The organism is Campylobacter sp. P0085 (assembly GCF_002139495.1).
Classification (GTDB): Bacteria; Campylobacterota; Campylobacteria; order Campylobacterales; family Campylobacteraceae; genus Campylobacter; species Campylobacter devanensis.
In genome coordinates this window covers 1-4,595 of sequence record NZ_MJKB01000010.1, presented here as the reverse complement: position 1 = coordinate 4,595, position 4,595 = coordinate 1, and the positions used below count along the sequence as shown (strand labels likewise).

Annotated in this window: 5 protein-coding genes; all 5 read left to right on the top strand. The window is 29.8% G+C overall.

Annotated elements, in window-relative coordinates; translation table 11 throughout:
* Positions 1–1,138 precede the first annotated feature (1,138 nt).
* A complete protein-coding gene (locus tag CIGNP85_RS08155) occupies positions 1,139–2,197 on the top strand; it encodes a replication initiation protein (protein WP_179187410.1) in 1,059 nt (352 codons plus the stop codon).
* A gap of 10 nt (positions 2,198–2,207) precedes the next feature.
* Positions 2,208–2,546 carry a hypothetical protein gene (locus tag CIGNP85_RS08150; RefSeq protein ID WP_086287836.1) on the top strand — a complete coding sequence of 113 codons (339 nt, stop codon included), beginning with the start codon at positions 2,208–2,210 and terminating at the stop codon, positions 2,544–2,546.
* 444 nt (positions 2,547–2,990) lie between these two features.
* On the top strand, positions 2,991–3,278 hold the full coding sequence (locus CIGNP85_RS08145; RefSeq protein WP_086241925.1) for a hypothetical protein: 288 nt from the start codon (positions 2,991–2,993) through the stop codon (positions 3,276–3,278).
* Positions 3,278–3,565 carry a type II toxin-antitoxin system RelE family toxin gene (locus tag CIGNP85_RS08140; protein WP_086228897.1) on the top strand — a complete coding sequence of 96 codons (288 nt, stop codon included), beginning with the start codon at positions 3,278–3,280 and terminating at the stop codon, positions 3,563–3,565. Before CIGNP85_RS08145 ends, CIGNP85_RS08140 begins: the two co-directional genes overlap by 1 nt.
* A gap of 3 nt (positions 3,566–3,568) precedes the next feature.
* Positions 3,569–4,595: hypothetical protein (locus CIGNP85_RS08135; protein ID WP_086287834.1), on the top strand; the 1,027-nt coding region annotated here is incomplete at its 3' end.

The window sequence follows — 4,595 nt, the reverse complement described above, 5'->3', positions numbered from 1 at the left end:
TCAGAGCAAGATCAAGAAAATGATCACGATGATTTAGGTATAGATAAAATCTTAATCCACAAAAACGAAGACAAAACACAAGAAGACAACAAACCAAAAATACGCAAATATCGATAAAATCGACTTTTGGTGGATTCTGCTTCTTTCTGAGCTCGTGTGCTGTTTTCTCTTTTTCTTTTTTTTCGTGCGTCATTGTATCTCACTCTAAAAAATCGTCAAGAGCGTCGCAGTGCGTTGCACTGCTCGTGGATTGCTCGTTTCACTTCGCAACTCTTGACTATTTTTTATCGCTCAATTTTTTCGCACTTAGAAAAAAAAGAAAAAGAGAAAACACTCATAAACGCACAAAATACCCCTTTAAATCAAAAAAAACACTCTAACCCATATCAAGGTAGCACCCCCCCCCTAAAAAAGCTTAATTTTGCGTTTTAATGATTTTTTGCGTATTTTTGTGTTTTTGTGGTTGTGGTGGTGATGATGGATAGCAAATCAAACACAACACACAAAACAACACTATTTTTACCCCTAAATGTGTGAGAGAGCATTGAGCGAATGAAATGAGCGATTTTATGCTCTCGTGTGAGCGAATGCGAACATATGCAAATCGCACTTCACGAGCTACAAAGTAGCGAAGTGAATTGCAGGTAGCAAGTTTGCACCGATTAGAATACACGCTCAAAAAGAGCGTGTTATAAAATAAAAGTTCAAAAATCTTGATTTTTGATTTACCTAAAATTAAAAATAATTTAATTTTTTTGTGGTATGTATGTGCATACACGCATACGCACATACGCGCGTTTTTTTTTATTTTTTTTTATATATTTTTAGGGGGTCTTCAAAGCTCGATTTTATGGGTATTTGCAGATTATTAAGGGGGGAAATTTAAACTATTAAGGGGGGAAATTTAAACTATTAAGGGGGGAAATTTAAAGATTAAAGGTAGTGATATTAATGTAATCTCGTTTTAATCTCTCAAATATCTATTATATCAATATTTAAAGAGATTTTGCTTGGCTATTAAGGGGGGAAATTTAAACTATTAAGGGTAGCTAATTAAGGGTAGTATTATTATTTTTATCCCTTTACAAAAATTAATTAATGTGCTATAATGCTAAAAACGGCTTCTGAAAGGATTTTAATGAAAGAAATTGTTGCATATGACAATCGACTTAACGAGTTAAGATTTCCAGAGTTTAAAGAGCAAGAAATGAATATTTTTTGTAATCTTTTGTATCATTTGAAAGACAAAGAAACACAAATTATTAAATTTACAGTTAGTGAAGTTTCAAATTTTTTTGGCAGTGCGTATGATAGTAAATTATTAGCTTTTATGCTAAAAACTATGGCGGATCGTATGCGTCAAAGAGGATTTGAGTATATAACTCATAATGATGATCGCACATCATATAATTATATTACTATGTTTCCAACATTCAAAATTAATACAATCAAAAATCCAAAAGCGATTGATCATTTAGACGCTGAAATTTTAGAGTCTTTAGAAGTCAGAATTAATCCTGATTTTAGTTATTTAATCAATAAATTGAATAGTAATTTTACACAATTTGAACTAGCTGAATTTATGAGTCTTAGCGGAAAATACGCCAAAAGATTATATATGCTTTTGAAACAATTTAGGAGTACTGGATTATTAAAACTTGATTTTGATGAGTTTAGACGCCGTCTCGATATACCTACTAAATATAGAATATCAGAAATTGATAAAGAAATTTTAAAATCAGCTGTAAAAGAATTATCAGAAGAAAAAAATCTTTTTAATATGCCAAGAACAGCATTTAAAAATCTAAAATATGAAAAAATCAAAGGGCGTGGGCGTGGGCGTGGTGGTATTGTTGTCGGAATTGAATTTACATTTGATAAAGAAACTAAAGAAACTAACAACAAATCTAAAGAAAACAAATCAGAAATTCAAACAACTGAACATATAGAGCCAAACTTAGATTTATATGTTAGCAAATTAATCAGCACTGAATTTGGAAATGCAAGAATTTTAAATGTAGAAAAACACAACAACAAACTAAAAGTAACATACAGTCTAACGAAAAGTAACGAAATCAAATCTGAATTATTTAACTCAATTGCTGAACTAGAAAGAGAGATTGAACACGCAAAAGAAAAAAATAAAAATATAAACTTAGAAAATTTCAGTAATCTAATGACAAAAATCAAATTTTAAAGGAGACACTATGACCGAAAAAGAATTAACAGACCTACTACACAAGCTGGATTTGGAGAGTAAAGACTTACAATCTCAAAGAGAAATTCTATACTCTCAATTAGAAAAAATTGAAGCTGAAATTAATGACAGAGAAAAAAGAGCCAATGCGATAAAATTATCGCTTATGAAATCTTGGGGCGGTGCGTTAAATTTAGATATTAAGATTGATGAAAATTTGCTTTTAAGTGATGATGAATTATTACCAAAAAGCGAAATAGAGAGCGAAAATTTAAGCGATGAAAGCAAAAAAGATAAAGATTTAGATACAAATTTAGCAGATTTAAGCGAAATGGTAAAAGATATGTAATCGATTTAATTTAAATAAATATTAACGAGCTTGTCGAGATATATATTTATTTAAATAGCTCCACGCTAGTGGCAATTCATTTTCAAAAAATTATCGAACTTGTGAGAAATATTTTTGAAAATAATATTTTCAATTTAAAATACTTTGAGCTTATCGAAAATTATTTAAATTGAAAATGCTTAAACGCTTCTTAAATAATGGCATTGCCATAAAAGAAGCGTTTCGCACGATTTAATATTTTTGAGTTTGCGAAAAAATATTAAAGGATAGTGCGCACTATCCTTTACTTATGAAATGGCAATGCCATCATAAGTAAAACGTGCGATTATATTTTTACTTGACTTATACTCACAAGTTCGCTATAATTTCAAGTAAAAATATAAAAAATTTTGCTAATTTCGTCAAGCTTAAATAGCAAAATTTTTTATAAATATAGGGGAAAATATGGCAACAATTGATTATGTTAAATCTGAAAATACTCAAAAAAATGTATTAACTAATTTATATAATAATGTTGAAAAAAAACAAAAAAAATTGCTAGAACAAACAAAAGAAAATGCCGAATTGCTTGAATATCTTAGCGATAAAATAGCAAATGCTTTCAAACCACAATCACAAAATTTCTATACAATAGATAATTCTTTAGCATTTAAAAAATCACAAGAATGGGCGGAAAAAAATCCGCAAGAAGCACAAGAAATAAGAGAAAAAATTTTGAAAGAATTCGAATAATGCAAACAATTATTTTTGATAAAAAAGTAGAAAAATACTTAAATAAACAAGTAAAAGGCGACCCAAAAGGTATCTATGAAGTTAATGTTTTTATTAAAGAAATTTTAGCTAAAAGTGATAATCCAACTATGCTAAAAAACGCAGAAAAACTTCAAGGACATTGGAAAAATTTAGGAAATTTTTGGCGTTGGAAAGTTCGTGATTATAGAATTTTAGCTGAAGTTAAATCAGATTGTTTGATAATTCATATAATAAAAATCGCTCAACGAGAGAATTTCTATCAATAAAAAATGGCATTATCGTCGATTAATTTTCAGAAGTCAAGCGGACATTCATATAAACATAATTTCAGAGAAGACGAGCCATCTTATCTGCTAAAAGAAAAAGACAGAGAGCCAAACGAATATTGGCAACACGAAAAAACAGCCGAACAAATTTTCACCGATGAAGTTGCAAAAATTGAAAAAGGGAAAAAAGGTAAAAGACCAAAATTCGAGAATTCGCACTGGGAGGGAGTGTTAAATTTAAACAGCAATCACACAATGGATGAAGTTAAAAAAGTCGCCGAACATATCGAAAAGAAATTTAATATCACTTGCACTGCAATCGCAATCCATAGGGATGAAGGACACTACACAGACAACGGATACGCCGTTAAAAACTATCACGCACATTTGAATTTTTGCACATATAAAGACAAAAAACAGCAATGGCGATTAGAAAACATAAAACCACAAGATTTGAGAGAGCTACAAACAGAAATCGCCGAAATTCTAAAAATGGAGCGTGGAATAGATAAGCGAGAAAGTAAAAGACAGCGATTAGAACACAGAGAGTATAAGCAAAAAGAGCGAGAATTAAAAGCGATAAAACAAGAATTAGAAGCTAAAGACAATGTAATACAAGCTAAAAATCAAGTAATTCAAGATAAAGATCAAGAATTAGAAGATGAAAAACTATCAAAAAAACGATTAAAAGAGCAAATAGAAGCTAAAAATCAACAACATATCGAGCAAATCAAGCAAGAAGCACAAGAGCAAGAAAACAAAATCAAAGAAATTTTCTATGATGAAATTGATAAATTAGAAACCGAGATCAAAGACAAAGACAAAGTAATACAAGCTAAAAATCAAGAGCTAGAACAAGAAAAGCTAAGCAAAGCTGAATTAAAAAAAGAGCTTGAGCAACTGCGAGTAAATAGTAAAAATCAAGGATATAGCAAAGAATTCTTTCAAGAAATCAATCTTGAAAAGAAAAAATTGCGATTTGATAATAAAAAAGAGCTTGAAGTGTGGTTTCAAAATTTGGTTGAAAAAC

Coding starts and splice junctions, on each gene's coding strand:
- CIGNP85_RS08150 (WP_086287836.1), top strand. CDS start 2,208: ATGACCGAAAAAGAATTAACAGACCTACTACACAAGCTGGATTTGGAG.
- CIGNP85_RS08145 (WP_086241925.1), top strand. CDS start 2,991: ATGGCAACAATTGATTATGTTAAATCTGAAAATACTCAAAAAAATGTA.
- CIGNP85_RS08155 (WP_179187410.1), top strand. CDS start 1,139: ATGAAAGAAATTGTTGCATATGACAATCGACTTAACGAGTTAAGATTT.
- CIGNP85_RS08140 (WP_086228897.1), top strand. CDS start 3,278: ATGCAAACAATTATTTTTGATAAAAAAGTAGAAAAATACTTAAATAAA.